Raw genomic sequence first — 16,165 nt, 5'->3', positions numbered from 1 at the left:
TGGCAGACGGGGCGCGTCGAGAACGGGAACTGATGGCCTGCGGGGCGCGTCGAGGACGGGGAGCGTCGACCCCCTCCCCTTCAGGGTGCGTTGCGCCGTACGCAACACCCGCCGCCGTTTGTTGCACCCGAGGGCCGGCAGACGCCAAGGTGGCAGTCACGACGGGGACGAGTGACGACTTGAGGGGCGACATGGGCAGTGGTGGCTGGAGCAGGCGTCGGTTCGTCGGCGCCCTGACGGGCGGGGCCGCCGCGGCGGCGCTGCCGTCCTGCGACAACGCGCCCGCGCCCCCGTCGGCCCCGGCCGCGACGCCCGAGGCGGGTACGAGCCCGTCCCGCGAGGCCCGGCGCCCCTCCGGACCCCGCCCGCTGTACCTCGGCACCTACACGTCCGCCGAGGGCGGCGGCAAGGGCATCGGCCTGGCCACGTACGACGCGGCGACGGGTGAGATCACCGGCGGCGGCACGATCGGCGACGTCGGCGACCCGTCGTACCTCGCGGTCCACCCGGACCGCCATACGCTGTACGCGGTGGACGAGCGTGCGGACGGTGCCGTGACCGCCGTCCGGCTGTCCGACCGGAAGGTGCTGGGCAGCCGCGGTACCGGCGGTGCGGCCCCCTGCCATCTGTCGGTGCATCCGGGCGGCCGCTGGCTGCTCAGCGCGAACTACGGCACGGGCAGCGTCGCCGTGCATCCCATCGACGCCACGGGCGCCCTCGGCGAACGCACCGCCCTCGTCCGGCACTCCACTCCCCCGCCCGGCCCGGGCCAGGAGGGCCCGCACGCCCACCAGGTCGTCACGAGCCCGGACGGGGGCCATGTGCTCGCCGTCGACCTGGGGACGGACACCGTCTACACGTACCGGCTGGACGAGAAGGCGGGCACGCTCAGCGAGATGGCACAGGCGCACACCCGGCCGGGCGCCGGACCGCGCCATCTCACGTTCCACCCGGGCGGCCGGTACGCGTACCTCGCCAACGAGGCCGACAACACGGTGGCGGTCTGCTCCTACGACAAGGCCTCCGGCCGGCTGACCGTCGGCGAGGCGCAGTCCACGGGCACGGGTTCGGGCACGAACTACCCGGCGCAGATCCTGGTGACCCCCGACGGCCGGTACGCCTATCTCGCCAACCGCGGCCACAACAGCCTCACGCGCTACGCCGTCGAGGCGGACGGCGCCCGGCTCAGGCTGCTCGGCACGGTCCCGGTGGGCGGCGACTTCCCCCGGCAGATCGCGTTCTCACCGGAGGGCACGCTGCTCTTCGCCGCGAACCAGAAGTCCTCCACCGTCACCGTCTTCCACGTGGACGAGGGCAACGGCGCACTGCGGCGCGCGGGCGGGTCGTTCCCCTCACCCGTCGCCGTCTGTGCGCTGCCGCTGTAGGGCCCGCGGGCAGGACGCGGCGGTGGCCCGGCCGAGCAGGACGTGCATGCGCTCGGTGAGCTGCGCGACGTCGTCGGCGGGCGCGTGGAAGGCGAGGCGTACGTCGCCGTGGGCACGGACCCGTTCGATGCGCAGCGTCAGTCCATGCCGGTCGACGGCGAGCGGCTGGACGCGCACCGCGCCGTGCAGGCTGTCGGAGTCGACGAGCCGCGTGAGGCGTTCGACGGCGTCGGCGTGGCAGTCGGCGAGGTGGGTCAGCAGCCGCGCCTCGGCCGTGGTGAGCGGGTCGGGCACGGCGGCGGCGAACTCGGCGAGGTCCACGACCACGGAGCCGGAGGGCTGCCGCAGCACGACACGCGTGGGCGTGAAGGCGAGCCTCTCCCCCTCGACGGCGAACCAGCCCGCGAGCCACAGCCGGGCGCGGATCCGGTTGCGGACCGGGACGGGCGCGACATCGGCGAACTCCAGCACCGCGGACGGCTCGCCGCGGGGCGCGCAGATCGCGGCGGCGAGCAGGGCGCTGTCCTCGGGCACTTCCACGAGCACCCGGCCGTCCTCGTCCACGCTGTGCGCGCCGACCAGTTCCTCCCGTGTGCCCTCCGCGGTCACGGAGCAGGACCACGCGGCGGCGAGCACCGAGCGTGCCCGCTCCGCGGCGGCAGGAGCCGCCGTCCAGCTGTGGCTGTCGTCACCCATCCCAGACCTCCTTAGGTAAGCCTCACCTAACCTATCGAAGATCGGGGTGTACGCCAACCGCGTCACACGACCTTTGCGAGACCTGTCAGGGCGTGAGAACGCCCAGCAGGGCGCGTGCGCACAGCTCGCGCACCTGCTCGCGGCCCGACTCCGTGCCGCGCAGCCACTCCAGGCAGACGGCCGTGGTGAACGCCAGCCAGCCGCGCACGGCCAGCCGGACCTCCGGCCGCCCCTCGACGGCGGGGCCGAACTCGGGATCCGCGGCGAGCGCGGCGAGGATCTGCCGCTCCTGCGCCGCCAGGGCACGCTGATAGACCCGCCGCACCGCCTGGTCCCCGGCCGCGTCGGCGCGATGGAAGGCGCGATAGCCGTGCGCGTGCGCCTGGACGTACTCCAGGAACGTCTCCAGGCCCGCCCCGAGTTGCTCGCGGACCGGGACGCCGGGCACCGCCGCCGTCATGCGCAGCATGCGCTCGCTCTCGCGCTCGACCACCGCCGCGAAGAAGTCCCGCTTGGTCGGGAAGTAGTGGTACAGCAGCCCGCGCGACACTCCGGCGATCTCGGCGACCTGCTCGATCCACACGTCGTCGTAGGGGCTCTCCGAGAACAGCCGCGCACCGACCGACAGAAGCTGCTCCCGGCGCTCCTCGGTGCTGAGCCGGCGGCGCGTGCGCCCGCCCTGGTTCGCAGCCATGCCCGCACTTTACTTGACGCCGGTTCAACAACGGGACCACACTGAACCGCGCTATTGAACCCATGTACAACACCTGCGAACCCGCCGTCGGATCAAGGGAGATCGCGTCATGCCTCAGGCGCCGACACGGACCGGGGAGCCCAAGGGTTTCCGGAGTGCCGAGCTGGGCTGGCCGGAGCTGGACCGCATTCCGCATCCGCCGCGCCGGATCCCGCTGCTCGGTGACGTGGTGGGGGTGAACCGGCGCACTCCTCTGCAGGACTCGCTGCGCTACGCCCGCGAACTGGGGCCGGTGTTCCGGCGGAAGGCGTTCGGCAAGGAGTTCGTGTTCGTGTGGGGCGCCCGGCACGCGGCCGACCTCGCGGACGAGTCGCGGTTCGCCAAGCACGTGGGGCTCGGCGTGGCCAACCTGCGGCCGGTCGCCGGGGACGGTTTGTTCACGGCGTACAACCACGAACCCAACTGGCAGCTGGCCCACGACGTGCTCGCGCCGGGGTTCAGCCGCGACGCCATGGCGGGTTACCACCCGATGATGCTGTCGGTCGCGCAGCGGCTGACGGAGCACTGGGACCGGGCCGCGGCCACGGGCCGGGCGGTGGACGTGCCCGGCGACATGACCAAGCTGACGCTGGAGACGATCGCGCGCACCGGCTTCGGGCACGACTTCGGTTCGTTCGAACGCTCCCGGCCGCATCCCTTCGTCACCGCGATGGTGGGCACGCTGACCTACGCCCAGCGGCTCAACACCGTGCCCTTCCCGCTGGCGCCCCTGCTGCTGCGCGGCGCGAGCCGCCGCAACGCGGCCGACATCGCCCACCTCGACGAGACGGTCGACGAACTGGTGCGGGCCCGGCGCGCCAACGGCGGCGGTGACGGCGATCTGCTCGACCGCATGCTGGAGACGGCCCATCCCGACACCGGGGAGCGGCTGGCGCCGCAGAACGTCCGCCGCCAGGTCATCACGTTTCTCGTCGCGGGCCACGAGACGACGTCGGGCGCGCTCTCCTTCGCCCTGCACTACCTCGCCCGCCACCCCGAGATCGCCGCCCGGGCCCGCGCCGAGGTGGACCGGGTGTGGGGGGACACGGCGGAACCCGCCTACGAGCAGGTGGCCCGGCTGCGCTACGTCCGCCGGGTGCTGGACGAGTCGCTGCGGCTGTGGCCCACCGCGCCCGCGTTCTCCCGGGAGGCCAGGGAGGACACGGTGCTGGCCGGGGAACATCCCATGCGGCGCGGGGCCTGGGCACTGGTGCTGACGCCGATGCTGCACCGGGACCCCGAGGTCTGGGGAGCGGACGCCGAACGGTTCGACCCCGACCGCTTCGACGCCGGCGCCGTACGGTCCCGGCCCCCGCACACCTTCAAGCCGTTCGGGACGGGCGCGCGGGCGTGCATCGGGCGGCAGTTCGCGCTGCACGAGGCCACGCTGGTGCTCGGGCTGCTGCTGCGGCGCTACGACCTGCGGGCCGACCCGGCCTACCGGCTGCGCGTGACGGAACGGCTGACGCTGATGCCGGAGGGCCTGCGGCTGCACCCGGAGCGCCGCCCGGCGGTGCGGGAGCCGGCCTCAGACCTGCGCTGTCCAGTGCCCGGGGCGGGTGACTGACCGCGGCAGCCGGGTACCGGCGCTTCCCCGGGCCGCGTTCAGCTGTGGCTGGGTGAGGAAGAACGCCCCGGTCAGATCGGCGTCGGTGAGGTCCGCGTCGCGCAGGTCGGCACCGATCAGGTCGGCTCCCCGCAGGTCCGCTCCGGTGAGGTCGGCGGCGATGAGGTAGGCGCCGCGGAGGCAGGCACCGCGCAGGTCGGCGCCCTTGAGACGGGCGCCCATGAGGTCCGCGCCCCGGCGGTCCTTCTTGCGGCCCTTGATGCCGGCCCTGGCCAGCTCGCTCGTCCTCAGCAGCAGGACGTTGACGTCCTGGCGGTGCGCCGCCACATCCAGCGCGGCGAGTTCCTCGGATGTCCCGCCGGTCAGTTCTTCGGTCTTCTCCAGTGCCTTGCGCAGTTCGGGGTGGACGGGACGGGCCGCCGGCAGGGCGAGCGCCTCGGTCAGGTACCACAGCAGCTCGTGCAGCTGCCGGACCACCGGGAACACGTCGAACATGCGACGGGCCCGCTCCGGCGGACCGGTCCGCCAGTCCTGTCCGCCGAAGGTGATCTGCGAGACCTGCTGCCCGGCGCCGAAGCAGTCGTAGACCGTGCAGCCGGTGAATCCCTTCTGCCGGAGCCTGGCGTGGATGCCGCAGCGGTGGTCCTCCCGGAGGTTGCGGCAGGGCGTGCCGGCGGCCTTGTCGACCGCGAAGTCGGCCGAGGCGGCGAAGGGCAGGGCGACGCAGCACAACCCGAAGCACCGCTCGCAGTCGCCACGCAGTTCCGCCCGCTCGGTGTGGTGTTCTCGCACGCCGTTCAGCATACGAAACGACAACTGACGGGCGCGTTCCGGTCACGCCGACGGTCCGGGCATCTCCAGACGCTCCAGCCGCTCGGGGTCGGCCAGGATGTACATGTCCGTGATGCGGCCGTCGACGATCGTGACGCCCATGACCGACTGGACGCGACCTCCGTGCGCGTTGACCATTCCGACCGAGCCGTTGACCAGGACCAGCTCCGCGGCCTGTGTGAACGGGGCGAACATGAGCGCCTGCTCCGCCACCGCCTTCGCGCCCTGCACCAGCTTGGAGGCGGCCGCGCCCCGAACGAGCGCACCCGAGTCGGCCCGCAGCAGCACATCCGGGTGCAGTACGGCCACCAGCGCCTCGAAGTCACCGGCGCGCGAGGCGGCCAGGAAGGCGTCGAGCACCTGCTTCTGCCTGCCGAGGTCCGGCTCGGCCGACGGGGTGGCACCGCGCACCCGGCGCCGGGCGCGGCTCGCGAGCTGCCGGGTCGCGGCCGGGTTGCGCTCCACGATCGGCGCGATGTCGTCGAACGGCACGGCGAACATGTCGTGCAGCACGAACGTGAGCCGCTCGTCGGGCGTCAGGTTCTCCAGCACGACGAGCAGGGCCAGGCCCACGGAGTCGGCCTGGAGCACCTCCTCGGCCGGATCGATGTGGGACAGGGGCCGGAGCACCGGATCCGGGACGTAGGCCCGCGCGGTGTCCTGGGTGTCGCCCACCGGCTCCTCGCGGCGGGCGGTGCGCGAGCGCAGCATGTCCAGGCAGACGCGACCGGTCACCGTGGTCAGCCAGCCGCCGAGGTTCTGGATGTCGTCCGTGTCGGTGCGGCTGAGCTTGAGCCAGGCCTCCTGGACGGCGTCCTCCGCCTCGGAGAGCGATCCGAGCATGCGGTAGGCCACCGCCTTGAGGTGTCCGCGGTGTTCCTCGAACCGGTGCGCCAGTTCCTCGTCGCCTGTCATGGTCTCCCCCGTCCGCCGGTCAAGCGCTGATCATCTGCTGAACAGTTCGAACGCCACCGCGGGGCGGCCACCGAACCGCTCCCCCGTCCTCTCCGCGTGCTGGGTCAGGAAGCCGCGCACGTACGTCTCCGGGTCCTCGCTGGTCAACACCTCGATGTAGGTGCGGTGTTCCAGCAGTGAGCGCACAGCCCGTTCCATCCCGGCTGTCGCGTCGACCGCGTGCGTGGGCGTGCTGGAACCCGCGACCGCGACCCAGCGCACGCCGTCCCAGGGGTCGAGGCCCTGCTCGACGAGCTCGGGGAAGATCCACCGGTTGCCGGCGTCGCCGGCCGCGTCGAGCGTGGCACGGCCGACGGCCACGTGGTCCGGGGTGTTCCAGGCGACACCGCCCCAGGTGTCGCGGTGGTTGAGCGTGAGGACCAGCTCGGGCTTGTGGCGGCGGATGGCGGCGGCGATGTCGCGGCGCAGGGCGGTGCCGTACTCGATGACACCGTCCTTGTGGTCGAGGAACTCCACCTCCGACACGCCGACGACCGCCGCGCTCGCCCGCTGCTCACGCTCGCGCAGCGGCCCGCACCGCTCGGGCTCCAGCGTGTCGATGCCGGCCTCGCCGCGGGTCGCGAGGACGTAGGCGACCTCGCGGCCTTCGTCGGTCCAGGCCGCGATCGCCGCCGAGCAGCCGTACTCGAGGTCGTCCGGGTGCGCCACGACCGCGAGGGCACGCCGCCAGTCGCCGGGCATGGGCTGCAGTTGAGTGGTCGTCATGTCCGCAGATTAGTCCGATGAGCGGTCGTCATGTCCGCAAACCGGCCCGCGTCACCGACATCACCGGGCGTACGGACGGCATCACGCCTCGCCCCGCACGAGCGCCAGCAACCGGTCGAGGACGCGTGGGCCGCCGGTGCGGATGCCGTCGTGCTCGAACTCGTCCGTGATCCAGGTGCGCAGCCCCCGGATCGTACGGGCGGTGCGCAGGGAGTGGGCCGTGTCGACGTACATGTCGTCGTGGTAGACGGCCGCCACCACCGGCACCGTGTTGGCGGCGAGGCGGGCCGGGTCGTACAGGGGCGTCCAGTCGGTGCGGGCGGCGAGCAGGTCGGCGGTCTCGTGCAGCGGGCGCAGGGCCGGGTCGCAGTCGAACATCCAGGGGTGAATCGATTCTCCGGTGAACAGCAGGGGCTCGTCACCGGCGAGGGCCTTGGCCGCGTCGAACTGCGGGAACTCGGCGCGGACCCGCTCGGCGGACCAGGCCGTGGGCCGGGCGCCCTGGCCGTAGATCGACTCGTGGACCAGGGCGTACAGCGGGTGGCGGGCGTAGGAGAGCATGGCCTGCGCCTGCTCCTGGAACGCGTCCGAGAGCGTGGCGCCCTGCGGGGTGCGGACGAAGGCGTTCTCCAGGAGGTAGTGCAGGCGGTGGGTGCCATCGCCGGTGCCGAGGACGATGCCGAGGGACTGGAAGGCCTCGACGGTGAGCCGGTAGCCGTTCGGCAGGACCACGTCGTGGTGCAGCAGGTGCTCGGCGATGCGGCGGGCGCGCTCGGCGTCCAGCGGGTAGCGGGCGTAGTGGGCGGCGACCTTGCGTTCGACGCGCGGGAACGCGGCCCGGTAGACGTCGTCGGCGTGGGCGTCCAGGGAGGGCAGACCGCCGGTGATCACGGCGGTGGCCAGGCCTTCGGGGGCCAGCGACAGGTAGGTGGTCACACAGAAGCCGCCGAAGCTCTGGCCGAGGACGGTCCAGGGCTTGCCGCCGGTGAGCTCCGCGCGGACGGCCTCGCAGTCGCGGACGATCGAGTCGGCGCGGAAGTGCCTGAGGTAGTCGGCCTGCTCGGCCGGGCCGCCGCGCAGCGGGAGCGTCTGGCGGTTGGCGGGGGTGCTGTGGCCGGTGCCGCGCTGGTCGAGGAGGAGGACGCGGTACTCCTTCAGGGCCCTGCCGAGCCAGCCCGGCCGGCCGACGGACCGGTCGGCACCGAAGCCGGGTCCGCCCTGGAGGTAGAGCAGCCACGGCAGGTCCTTGGATGCCTTGTCGCTCGCCACGACCTCGCGGGCGTACAGCTCGATCGTCTCGCCCTCGGGACGGCCGTGGTCGAGGGGGACGGTGAAGCGGCGGTCGGTGAGGAGGACTCCGGGCTGGCGGTAGCTGACGGTCAACAGGGCTCCCGGGACGGACGGATTTTCAGGCCGCGTCCCAGTTCATCACAAGGATCGCCCGTGAGTGAGTCCCTCGATCATGAAACCTTGCTGAACGGCCGTTCAGGCTCAGCGGGCGGAAAGGCTGGAGCGGCGGACCACCAGCTCGGGCTGGAGGACGACCCTGCGGTGCTCGTGTGCCCGCCCCGTGCCCTCCTCCTCCGTCTCCTCCAGGAGCAGGTCGGCGGCCATGGCGCCCATGGTGACGGCGGGCTGCCGCACCGAGGTGAGCGGGACGGCCGCGGCGGCGGCGAACTCGATGTCGTCGTAGCCGACGATGGCGAGGTCGTCGGGGACGCCGACCCCGGCCGCGTACATCGCCTGCAGGACGCCGAGGGCGAGCAGGTCGTTGGCGCAGAACACGGCGGTGGGCCGGTCGGCGAGGCCGAGCAGGCGGGCCCCGGCGTCGCGGCCGGCGGCGACGTCCAGCCGTTCGGTGGGCAGTTCGCGCAGGGCGTCGGGGCCGAGCCCGGCCTCGGCGAGCGCTTCGAGGGCGCCGGTGCGGCGGTCGCGGACCTGGTTGAGGCCGGGTGGGCCGCTGACGTAGGCGAGGGAGCGGTGCCCGGCGTCGACGAGGTGGCGTACCGCGAGGGCGCCGCCCGCCACGTCGTCGACGGAGACGGAACACTCGGTGGTGCCCTCGGCGACCCGGTCGACCAGGACGAACGGGATGTTGTGCCGGCGGAACGCCTCGATGTTGCGGCCGGTCGCGTCGGCCGGGGTGAGCAGCACGCCACGCACCCGCTGCTCGGCGAAGAGCGACAGGTACTCGGCTTCCTCACCCGGGTTCTGGGCGCTGTTGCAGACCATCACACCGAGTCCGGCCTGCCGGGCGGCGCGCTCGGCTCCGCGCGCGACGTCGACGAAGAAGGGGTTGCCCATGTCGAGGACGAGCAGCCCCATGATGCGGCTGCGGCCTGCGCGCAGCTGGCGCGCGGACTCGCTGCGGACGTACCCGAGCCGGTCTATCGCGGACAGCACCCGGGCCCGGGTCTCGGTCGCGACCGTGTCCGGGCGGTTGATCACGTTCGAGACCGTGCCGACGGAGACTCCGGCGACGCGGGCGACGTCCTTGATACCCACCGACTGGGCCATCGGGCAGGGACCTCCAGGGGGAGACGGGGGGCGGCGTCCGGGGCGGCTTCACATTACCGGCACGCCGCCCCGGAAACCGATGCGGTCAGGCGGGCAGGCGGAAGTCGGTCACGTGCAGCGCCGAGGGCGTCGTACCGCTGGATTTCTCCTGGTACATGAACGAGAGCACCCCGTCCTGCGCGACCCGTGTCTCGTCGATGACGACCTCGCCGAAGGCGTTGAGGCCGCTGCCGTCGAAGAGGATCTTCCAGTCGGTGTACCCGGAGGCGGCGGAGGCCCCGGCGATCCGGCCGAAGGGGAAGACCGCGTACGCGTTGTCGTACTTGTCCAGGATCAGCTTGGTGCGCTGGCTGGAGTTCAGCGGGACCGGTATCTCGGTCTTCTGCCAGGTGCCGGAGGCGTTCCTGCGGACGTGGAAGGCACGGCCGTTCGCGGTCCGGTTCGCGACGTAGTTCGTGGTGCACTGGCCGAAGCGGCCGGGGACGTAGGAGATGATCGCGTGCGGGCGGCCCGCGGAGTCGGTGAACTGGCTCTCCTGGTTCATCAGGGAGTGGTCCGGGTTGAGCGGGTCGACGACCAGGCCGGGGTCGGTCACGGACACCTTGTCGGAGCCGCCGGTGACGCCGACGACGGTGCCGGCGTTGTTGCGCCAGGTGCGGCCGCGGTCGTCGGAGTAGACGTAACCGGTGTCGTGGTTGGTGATGCCGCCGCTGCTGCACATCACGGCGCCGTTCTGCTCGCGCCAGGTGAAGAAGGAGTGCAGCCGGCCGTTCCGGTCGTAGTCGATGCCGTGCAGGTACATGTTGCGGGCCGTCGAGGAGCCGTGCTCGCTGGTGTACGTGCCCGTGGAGCTGGACCACTCGCCGAGGTTGGTCCACTTCGTGCCGTCGTACTCGGCGAGGGCGTTGCGGCCGTTGCCGGAGACGGCGACGCGGTAGCTCAGCTGGAGCTTGCCGTCCGGGGTGGAGACGAACTGCGGGTAGGTGAACTGCGAGGTCAGCGCCAGACCGTCGAGCGTCGACTGGGGCGCGCCGAAGCGGCTCGCGGTCCAGCTCAGCCCTGCGGGGTTGTCCATCAGTCCCGCGGCGGACTTGACGTAGGTGAAGCCGTCGCTGTGGGAGTCCATGTTGAGGTGCAGCCGGCCGTCGACCTTGGAGACGCCCATGGAGATGACGTTGTGGGAGTCGTTGTAGCGCAGCGTGTGCCCGACCTTCACGGTCGACCAGGTGCTCGCGCCGAGGGCGCGGCGGCCGACGACGGCGTTGCGGTCGGCGGTGTACCAGACGGCGTACTGGTAGCCCTTGTAGGTCAGCAGGCCGTTCTTCTGGAACGCGTTGTTGTTGACCAGTCCGTCGTAGGACACGAAGAAGAGGGCCTGGGCGTCGAGCGTGGTGGTGCCGGTCCGGGTGACCGAGGGGCCGGGATCGGCGGCCCGTGCCGTGCCGGAGGCGAAGGCGGGGGTCACCACTGCGCCCGCGAGGGCGGCGGCCAGCAACGTACGTCTGTGCATCTCGTGGACTCCATCGTCATGCGAGGTGGAACACTTCGGTGAGCGGTTTCATGGCCTCGTCGGGCCGGGCGCCGTCCAGCGACTCGAAGAACGGCGCCATCTCCGCCTGCCAGCGGGCGTTGACGTCGGTGGCTTCCATGCCGGCCTGGGCGGCCGCGAAGTCCTCGGTCTCCAGGTAGCCGACGAGCAGTCCGTCCTCGCGCAGGAAGAGCGAGTAGTTGTGCCAGCCGGTCTCCGAGAGCGCCTGGAGCATCTCGGGCCATACCGCGGCGTGCCGCTCGCGGTACTCGTCGAGGCGCTCCGCCCTGACCTTCAGCAGGAAGCACACGCGCTGCATCAACGACCTCCCAGGGTCTAGAAGTTGAACTGGTCGATGTTCTTGGCGTCGAACACGGTCGGCTTGCCGAGGCTGATCACGCCGTCCTTGCCGATGGTGTACTCGCCCATGGAGCCGGCCTTGAAGGTCTCGCCCTCCTTGCCGGTGATCTGCCCGGAGGACAGGGCGACGGCGGTGCGGGCGGCCAGCTCGCCGAGCTTGGCCGGGTCCCACAGCTCGAACGCCTCGACGGTGCCGTTCTTGACGTACTTGCGCATGTCGTTCGGGGTGCCGAGGCCGGTCAGCTTGACCTTGCCCTTGTACTTGGAGCCCGACAGGTACTGGGCGGCGGCCTTGATGCCGACGGTGGTCGGGGAGATGATCCCCTTCAGGTTCGGGTACTCCTGGAGCAGGCCCTGGGTCTGCTGGAAGGACTGCTGGGCGTCGTCGTTGCCGTACGCGGTCTTCACCAGCTTCATGTTCTTGTACTCGGGCTTCTTCAGCTCGTCCTTCATGAAGTCGATCCAGGTGTTCTGGTTCGTCGCCGTCTGCGCGGCGGACAGGATCGCGATCTCGCCCTTGTAGCCGATCTGCTTGGCGAGCAGCTGCACCTCGGTGCGGCCCAGGTCCTCGGCGGAGGCCTGGGAGACGAAGGCGTTGCGACAGTCGGGCGTGGTGTCGGAGTCGTAGGTGACGACCTTGATGTCGTTCTTCATGGCCTGCTTGAGGGCGGTGCACAGCGCGCCGGGGTCCTGGGCGGACACGGCCATGGCGTCGACCTGCTGCTGGGTGAGCGTGTTGACGTAGGAGACCTGCCCGGCGGTGTCGGTCGCGCTGGACGGGCCGACCTCCTTGTAACTGGAGCCCAGCTCCTTGAGCGCCTTCTCGCCGCCCTTGTCGGCGCTGGTGAAGTACGGGTTGTTGACCTGCTTGGGCAGGAACCCGACGGTGAGGCCCTTCTTGGTGGCCGCGTTCGGGTCGGCCTTGCCGGCGGTGGCGGCGGAGGCGCCCTCGTTCGCGACGTCCTTCTTGGTGGTGCCGCCGCAGGCGGTGAGCGCGAGCGCGAGAGAGGTGGCGGTGGCGAGGGCCGCGCAGCTGCGGCGGAGAGTTGACTTACGCATGGCTTGTCCTTTGAACGAGGTTGAGGGGAACGCCCTTGCTTTCAGGGGCGCGGGGAACTGCGCGACCAGCCACGGACGGCCGGTCAGCCGGACGATTGAGCACGCAACACGGCGATCTGCCGAGCCACCCGCGGCCCTAGAACGGACAGCACGAGCAACACACCTGTCACGACGATCTGCGACTGCGCCGAGACATCCTGGAGGCTCATCACGTTCTGCAGCGCGCCGAGGAGGAACACCCCGGCGATCGCACCGCCCAACGTGCCCTTGCCGCCGTCGAAGTCGATGCCGCCCAGCAACACGGCCGCCACGACCGACAGTTCGAGGCCGGTGGCGTTGTCGTAGCGGGCGCTGGCGTAGTGCAGCGCCCAGAAGATCCCGGTCAGCGAGGCCATCAGCCCGGTCAGCGTGAAGAGGATCAGCTTCTGCCGCTTGACCCGGATGCCGGCGAACCGCGCGGCCTCCTCGCTCGCGCCGATCGCGAACAGCGACCGTCCGAACGGCGTGGCGTGCAGAGCGACCACGGCGATGGCGAGCAGGACGAGGAACGGCAGGAAGGCGTAGGGGATGAAGGTGTCACCGATGCGACCGGCGGCGAAGTCCAGGTACTGCGTCGGGAAGTCGGTCACCGCGTCGGAGCCGAGCACGATCTGCGCGATACCCCGGTAGGCGGCCAGCGTGCCGATGGTGACGGCGAGGGACGGCAGTCCCAGCCTGGTCACCAGCAGCCCGTTGACCAGCCCGCACACGACACCCAGCAGCAGGCAGATCGGGATGATCGTCTCGATGGTCATGCCCTGGTTCCACAGGGCGCCCATCACGGCACCGGACAGTCCGGCCGTGGAGGCGACCGACAGGTCGATCTCCCCGGAGACGACCAGCAGGGTCATCGGCAGGGCGATCAGCGCGATCGGCAGCGTGTTGCCGATCAGGAACGACAGGTCGAGCGCGTTGCCGAATCCGTCGACGAAGCCGAAGGAGAACAGCAGGACCACGACGAGCAGGGCGCCGACGGCGGAGTCCCACCTCTTCAGGCCGGACCAGCCGGCCGCTCGGCTCAGGGAGATGTCAGCCATGGCGGGCGTTCCTCTTCTTCAGGGCGGAGGCCACGCGCAGCGCGACGATCCGGTCGACCGCGATCGCGAGGATGAGCAGGATGCCGTTGATCGCGAGCACCCACACGGAGCTGACGCCTAGGGCGGGCAGCACGCTGTTGATGGAGGTCAGCAGCAGTGCGCCGAGGGCCGCGCCGTAGACGCTGCCGGAGCCGCCGGTGAAGACGACGCCGCCGACCACGACCGCGCTGACGACGGTGAGTTCGTAGCCGTTGCCGGTGCCGGAGTCGACGTTGCCGAAGCGGGCGAGGTACATCGCGCCGGCGAGTCCGGCGAGGGCGCCACAGAAGGTGTAGGCGGCGAGGATCCGCTTGCGGACGGGGATGCCGGCGAGGCGGGCGGCCTCGGGGTTGGAGCCGAGCGCGTACAGTTCGCGGCCGCTGGCGTAGTGCTTGAGGTAGTAGGCGGTGGCGACGAGGACCACCAGCGCGATCAGCGCCAGGTACGGCACCGCGGAGATGCCGCCGGAGCCGAAGTCGACGAATCCGCCGGGCAGATCGGCCGCGGTGATCTGCCGGGAGCCGACCCAGATGGAGTCGATGCCGCGGATGATGTACAGCGTGCCGAGGGTGACCACCAGCGCGGGCACCTGGCCGAGGCTGACGAGCAGTCCGTTGAGCAGTCCGAAGCCGATGCCGAGCAGCACGGCCAGCGCGATCGCCACGACGGGGTTTCCGCCGCCCTGGAGGTACGTTCCGGCGGCGAACGCGCTGATGCCGAGCGTGGATCCGACGGACAGGTCGACGTTGCGGGTGATGACCACCAGGGACTGGCCGGTGGCGACCAGGACCAGGATCGTCGCGTTCAGCAGCAGGTCCTTGACGCCCTGCTCGGACAGGAACTCGCTGTTGCCGGCCTGGGTGACGCCGATCATCACCAGGAAGACGACCAGGATGGCGAGTTCGCGCATCTTGAAGACACGCTCGACCAGCCGGGTGCCACTCGACCTGGGCACGTCGGCCACGGGGGCCTCTTGCGGGGTCACGACCGTCATGCGGCGGCCCTCCCGGTGGCTGCGGCCATCACGGTTTCCTCGGTGGCGTCGGAGCGCGGGATCTCGGCGGTGAGGCGGCCCTCGTGCATGACCAGCACGCGGTCGGCCATGCCGAGGATCTCGGGCAGGTCGGAGGAGATCATCAGGACGGCCACGCCGTCGGCGGCCAGTTGCGACAGCAGCCGGTGCACCTCGGCCTTGGTGCCGACGTCGATGCCGCGGGTCGGCTCGTCGACGATCAGCACCTTGGGGCCGGTGGCCAGCCACTTGGCGAGGACCACCTTCTGCTGGTTGCCGCCGGAGAGCGTGTTGACCGTGTCGGCGATCCGGGCGTACTTGACCTGGAGCTTGACGGCCCAGTCGAGGGAGCGGCTGCGCTCGGCGCCGCGGTCCACCAGTCCGGCCTTCACCGTCGTACGCAGTCCCGTCAGTCCGATGTTCCGCTCGATGGACATGTCCATCACCAGGCCCTGGGCGCGCCGGTCCTCCGGGACCAGGGCGAGCCCGGCGGCCATGGCGGCCGAGGGCGCGCCGTTGGCGAGGGCCTTGCCGTGGACGGAGACCTCGCCGGCGTCCCAGCGGTCGATGCCGAAGACGGCCCGGGCGACCTCGGTGCGCCCGGCGCCGACGAGTCCGGCCAGGCCGACGATCTCGCCGTGCCGGACCTCGAAGGAGACGTCGGTGAAGACCCCCTCGCGGGTCAGCCGGCGCACGCTCAGGGCGACCTCACCCGGCGTCACGTCCTGCTTGGGGTAGAGCTCGTCCAGGTCGCGGCCGACCATCCGGCGCACGAGGTCGTCCTCGGTCATGCCGTCCAGGGGCTCGCTGGCGATCCAGGCGCCGTCGCGCAGGGTGGTGACCCGTCGGCAGATCTCGAAGATCTCCTCCAGCCGGTGGGAGATGAAGAGCACGGCGGCGCCCTGGTCGCGCAGGGTGCGGACGACGCCGAAGAGGCGGGCGACCTCGCTGCCGGTGAGGGCGGCGGTCGGCTCGTCCATGATCAGGACGCGGGCGTCGAAGGAGAGGGCCTTGGCGATCTCGACGATCTGCTGGTCGGCGATGGACAGGCCGCGGGCGGGCCGGTCGGGGTCGAGTTCGACTCCGAGGCGCTTCATCAGGGCGGCGGTCGCGTTGTGTGTGGCCTTGTGGTCGATCCGGCCGAGGGCGCGGCGCGGCCTGCGCCCCATGTAGATGTTCTCGGCGATCGACAGGTCGGGGAAGAGCGTGGGTTCCTGATAGATCACGGCGATGCCGGCGTCGCGGGCGTCGCCGGGTCCGTGGAAGGCCACGGGCGTGCCGTCGAGCAGCACCTGGCCGGCGTCCGGCCGGTGCACTCCGGCGAGCGTCTTGATGAGGGTCGACTTGCCGGCACCGTTCTCACCGGCGAGGGCGTGCACCTCCCCGGGGAACAGCTCCAGGGAGACGTCCCGCAGGGCGCGGACCGCGCCGAAGGACTTGGACACGTCCTTCAGTGCCAGAACCGGGGCCGGACCCGTGGTGGACGGGTGGGTCATGGGGGCTCCTCGACGACGCCGGCGGGTCGGCCCTCTCGGCGTCGTGAAAGGTTTCAACTGGGTTGCCGGGACGTTAGGCGGGCCGCGCATGTCACGTCAATGGGTTCCGGTCGAAAAACTTTCGAGGACAGAAGGTCACGCATGAGTCACGGGAAGCCGCGTCGGTCGGAGGGGTTGACACCCCTA

Annotated in this window: 15 protein-coding genes; 2 read left to right on the top strand and 13 right to left on the bottom strand. The window is 71.3% G+C overall.

From position 1 onward, the window contains the following. The first annotated feature begins 191 nt into the window (after nt 1-191). Nucleotides 192-1,385, top strand: a complete 1,194-nt coding sequence (locus ACFY5B_RS28500) for a lactonase family protein (protein ID WP_389974430.1) — start codon at nt 192-194, stop codon at nt 1,383-1,385. On the opposite strand, the gene ACFY5B_RS28495 is transcribed toward ACFY5B_RS28500, so the two are convergent. Both ACFY5B_RS28495 and ACFY5B_RS28490 read right to left on the bottom strand, forming a co-directional pair. Beyond that, nucleotides 1,353-2,081, bottom strand: coding sequence for a DUF2470 domain-containing protein (locus ACFY5B_RS28495; RefSeq protein WP_389974427.1), 729 nt, complete (start codon nt 2,079-2,081; stop codon nt 1,353-1,355). The genes ACFY5B_RS28500 and ACFY5B_RS28495 overlap by 33 nt on opposite strands. Before the next feature lie 85 nt (nt 2,082-2,166). Next, on the bottom strand, nt 2,167-2,775 hold the full coding sequence (locus tag ACFY5B_RS28490; protein ID WP_389974425.1) for a TetR/AcrR family transcriptional regulator: 609 nt from the start codon (nt 2,773-2,775) through the stop codon (nt 2,167-2,169). Nucleotides 2,776-2,884: 109 nt separating this feature from the next. On the opposite strand from ACFY5B_RS28490, the gene ACFY5B_RS28485 reads away from it, so the two are divergent. Then, nucleotides 2,885-4,381 (top strand): cytochrome P450, encoded by a 1,497-nt coding sequence (locus ACFY5B_RS28485; protein ID WP_389974422.1) that lies wholly within the window; start codon nt 2,885-2,887, stop codon nt 4,379-4,381. On the opposite strand, the gene ACFY5B_RS28480 is transcribed toward ACFY5B_RS28485, so the two are convergent. From ACFY5B_RS28480 to ACFY5B_RS28430, 11 genes are all read right to left on the bottom strand, one after another. Next, the gene (locus ACFY5B_RS28480; RefSeq protein ID WP_389974419.1) at nt 4,343-5,185 is read right to left on the bottom strand and encodes a pentapeptide repeat-containing protein; all 843 of its coding nucleotides are present in this window, start codon (nt 5,183-5,185) and stop codon (nt 4,343-4,345) included. The two genes, ACFY5B_RS28485 and ACFY5B_RS28480, sit on opposite strands and share 39 nt — an antisense overlap. Nucleotides 5,186-5,215: 30 nt before the next feature. Beyond that, the gene (gene sigJ, locus ACFY5B_RS28475; RefSeq protein ID WP_389974416.1) at nt 5,216-6,127 is read right to left on the bottom strand and encodes an RNA polymerase sigma factor SigJ; all 912 of its coding nucleotides are present in this window, start codon (nt 6,125-6,127) and stop codon (nt 5,216-5,218) included. Nucleotides 6,128-6,157: 30 nt separating this feature from the next. Next, nucleotides 6,158-6,892, bottom strand: a complete 735-nt coding sequence (locus ACFY5B_RS28470) for a PIG-L deacetylase family protein (RefSeq protein WP_389974413.1) — start codon at nt 6,890-6,892, stop codon at nt 6,158-6,160. An 81-nt stretch (nt 6,893-6,973) separates the two neighbouring features. Continuing rightward, nucleotides 6,974-8,275, bottom strand: coding sequence for an alpha/beta fold hydrolase (locus tag ACFY5B_RS28465; RefSeq protein ID WP_389974410.1), 1,302 nt, complete (start codon nt 8,273-8,275; stop codon nt 6,974-6,976). A gap of 108 nt (nt 8,276-8,383) precedes the next feature. Continuing rightward, a complete protein-coding gene (locus tag ACFY5B_RS28460) occupies nt 8,384-9,409 on the bottom strand; it encodes a LacI family DNA-binding transcriptional regulator (RefSeq protein ID WP_389974407.1) in 1,026 nt (341 codons plus the stop codon). Nucleotides 9,410-9,494: 85 nt separating this feature from the next. Then, nucleotides 9,495-10,919: a BNR repeat-containing protein gene (locus tag ACFY5B_RS28455; RefSeq protein ID WP_389974404.1), complete on the bottom strand. Its 1,425-nt coding sequence runs from the start codon at nt 10,917-10,919 to the stop codon at nt 9,495-9,497. Nucleotides 10,920-10,935: 16 nt separating this feature from the next. Then, a complete protein-coding gene (locus ACFY5B_RS28450) occupies nt 10,936-11,256 on the bottom strand; it encodes an L-rhamnose mutarotase (RefSeq protein ID WP_062930800.1) in 321 nt (106 codons plus the stop codon). A gap of 17 nt (nt 11,257-11,273) precedes the next feature. After that, nucleotides 11,274-12,356 carry a rhamnose ABC transporter substrate-binding protein gene (gene rhaS / locus ACFY5B_RS28445; RefSeq protein ID WP_359630442.1) on the bottom strand — a complete coding sequence of 361 codons (1,083 nt, stop codon included), beginning with the start codon at nt 12,354-12,356 and terminating at the stop codon, nt 11,274-11,276. An 83-nt stretch (nt 12,357-12,439) separates the two neighbouring features. After that, nucleotides 12,440-13,432: an ABC transporter permease gene (locus tag ACFY5B_RS28440; protein ID WP_389974399.1), complete on the bottom strand. Its 993-nt coding sequence runs from the start codon at nt 13,430-13,432 to the stop codon at nt 12,440-12,442. Then, complete coding sequence (locus tag ACFY5B_RS28435) at nt 13,425-14,465, bottom strand: ABC transporter permease (RefSeq protein ID WP_389974396.1); 1,041 nt, start codon at nt 14,463-14,465, stop codon at nt 13,425-13,427. The genes ACFY5B_RS28440 and ACFY5B_RS28435 overlap by 8 nt, the downstream gene beginning before the upstream one ends. Beyond that, nucleotides 14,462-15,979, bottom strand: a complete 1,518-nt coding sequence (locus ACFY5B_RS28430; protein WP_389974393.1) for a sugar ABC transporter ATP-binding protein — start codon at nt 15,977-15,979, stop codon at nt 14,462-14,464. The genes ACFY5B_RS28435 and ACFY5B_RS28430 overlap by 4 nt, the downstream gene beginning before the upstream one ends. Between the last annotated feature and the right edge of the window lie 186 nt (nt 15,980-16,165).

The organism is Streptomyces sp. NPDC013187, from assembly GCF_042899705.1.
Lineage (GTDB): Bacteria > Actinomycetota > Actinomycetes > Streptomycetales > Streptomycetaceae > Streptomyces > Streptomyces hawaiiensis_A.
This window is presented reverse-complemented; position numbering and strand designations above follow the sequence as displayed.

What these genes read in the sequence shown, in the direction of transcription:
- ACFY5B_RS28495 (WP_389974427.1), bottom strand. Translation starts at nt 2,081, where the DNA reads ATGGGTGACGACAGCCACAGCTGGACGGCGGCTCCTGCCGCCGCGGAG.
- ACFY5B_RS28450 (WP_062930800.1), bottom strand. Translation starts at nt 11,256, where the DNA reads ATGCAGCGCGTGTGCTTCCTGCTGAAGGTCAGGGCGGAGCGCCTCGAC.
- ACFY5B_RS28435 (WP_389974396.1), bottom strand. Translation starts at nt 14,465, where the DNA reads ATGACGGTCGTGACCCCGCAAGAGGCCCCCGTGGCCGACGTGCCCAGG.
- ACFY5B_RS28430 (WP_389974393.1), bottom strand. Translation starts at nt 15,979, where the DNA reads ATGACCCACCCGTCCACCACGGGTCCGGCCCCGGTTCTGGCACTGAAG.
- ACFY5B_RS28460 (WP_389974407.1), bottom strand. Translation starts at nt 9,409, where the DNA reads ATGGCCCAGTCGGTGGGTATCAAGGACGTCGCCCGCGTCGCCGGAGTC.
- ACFY5B_RS28485 (WP_389974422.1), top strand. Translation starts at nt 2,885, where the DNA reads ATGCCTCAGGCGCCGACACGGACCGGGGAGCCCAAGGGTTTCCGGAGT.
- ACFY5B_RS28480 (WP_389974419.1), bottom strand. Translation starts at nt 5,185, where the DNA reads ATGCTGAACGGCGTGCGAGAACACCACACCGAGCGGGCGGAACTGCGT.
- ACFY5B_RS28455 (WP_389974404.1), bottom strand. Translation starts at nt 10,919, where the DNA reads ATGCACAGACGTACGTTGCTGGCCGCCGCCCTCGCGGGCGCAGTGGTG.
- ACFY5B_RS28440 (WP_389974399.1), bottom strand. Translation starts at nt 13,432, where the DNA reads ATGGCTGACATCTCCCTGAGCCGAGCGGCCGGCTGGTCCGGCCTGAAG.
- sigJ (WP_389974416.1), bottom strand. Translation starts at nt 6,127, where the DNA reads ATGACAGGCGACGAGGAACTGGCGCACCGGTTCGAGGAACACCGCGGA.
- rhaS (WP_359630442.1), bottom strand. Translation starts at nt 12,356, where the DNA reads ATGCGTAAGTCAACTCTCCGCCGCAGCTGCGCGGCCCTCGCCACCGCC.
- ACFY5B_RS28500 (WP_389974430.1), top strand. Translation starts at nt 192, where the DNA reads ATGGGCAGTGGTGGCTGGAGCAGGCGTCGGTTCGTCGGCGCCCTGACG.
- ACFY5B_RS28490 (WP_389974425.1), bottom strand. Translation starts at nt 2,775, where the DNA reads ATGGCTGCGAACCAGGGCGGGCGCACGCGCCGCCGGCTCAGCACCGAG.
- ACFY5B_RS28470 (WP_389974413.1), bottom strand. Translation starts at nt 6,892, where the DNA reads ATGACGACCACTCAACTGCAGCCCATGCCCGGCGACTGGCGGCGTGCC.